The sequence below is a fragment of the Psychroserpens mesophilus genome (assembly GCF_050617655.1).
Lineage (GTDB): Bacteria > Bacteroidota > Bacteroidia > Flavobacteriales > Flavobacteriaceae > Psychroserpens > Psychroserpens mesophilus_A.
On sequence record NZ_JBODQC010000230.1, the window covers coordinates 1 to 263 of the forward strand.

At 51.0% G+C, this 263-nt stretch carries 1 protein-coding gene; it reads left to right on the forward strand.

Going from position 1 to position 263, the window contains the following annotated elements:
- Positions 1-183: PEP-utilizing enzyme (locus ACRHNM_RS17075; RefSeq protein ID WP_431137830.1), on the forward strand; the 183-nt coding region annotated here is incomplete at its 5' end.
- Positions 184-263 lie beyond the last annotated feature (80 nt).

The window sequence follows — 263 nt, forward strand, 5'->3', positions numbered from 1 at the left end:
GATCCGGCGGTTGTAAAAGGTATCTGCCTTAGCGCCGGAAGTCCGGTATCCCACAGCGCCCTAATCGCCCGTGAACTGGGGATTGGCTGGATTTGCCAGCAGGGTGAGAGACTGTATGCGATACAACCAGAAGAGACGCTAACGCTGGCCGTTAAAACGCAACGTTTCACCCGTCAGGGTTAAGCCACTGTTCGGATGGCATCGTTCTGATGTCATCCGGCAATTTACTCAGCACTAATGGTTTTTAACTACCTGTTATATTT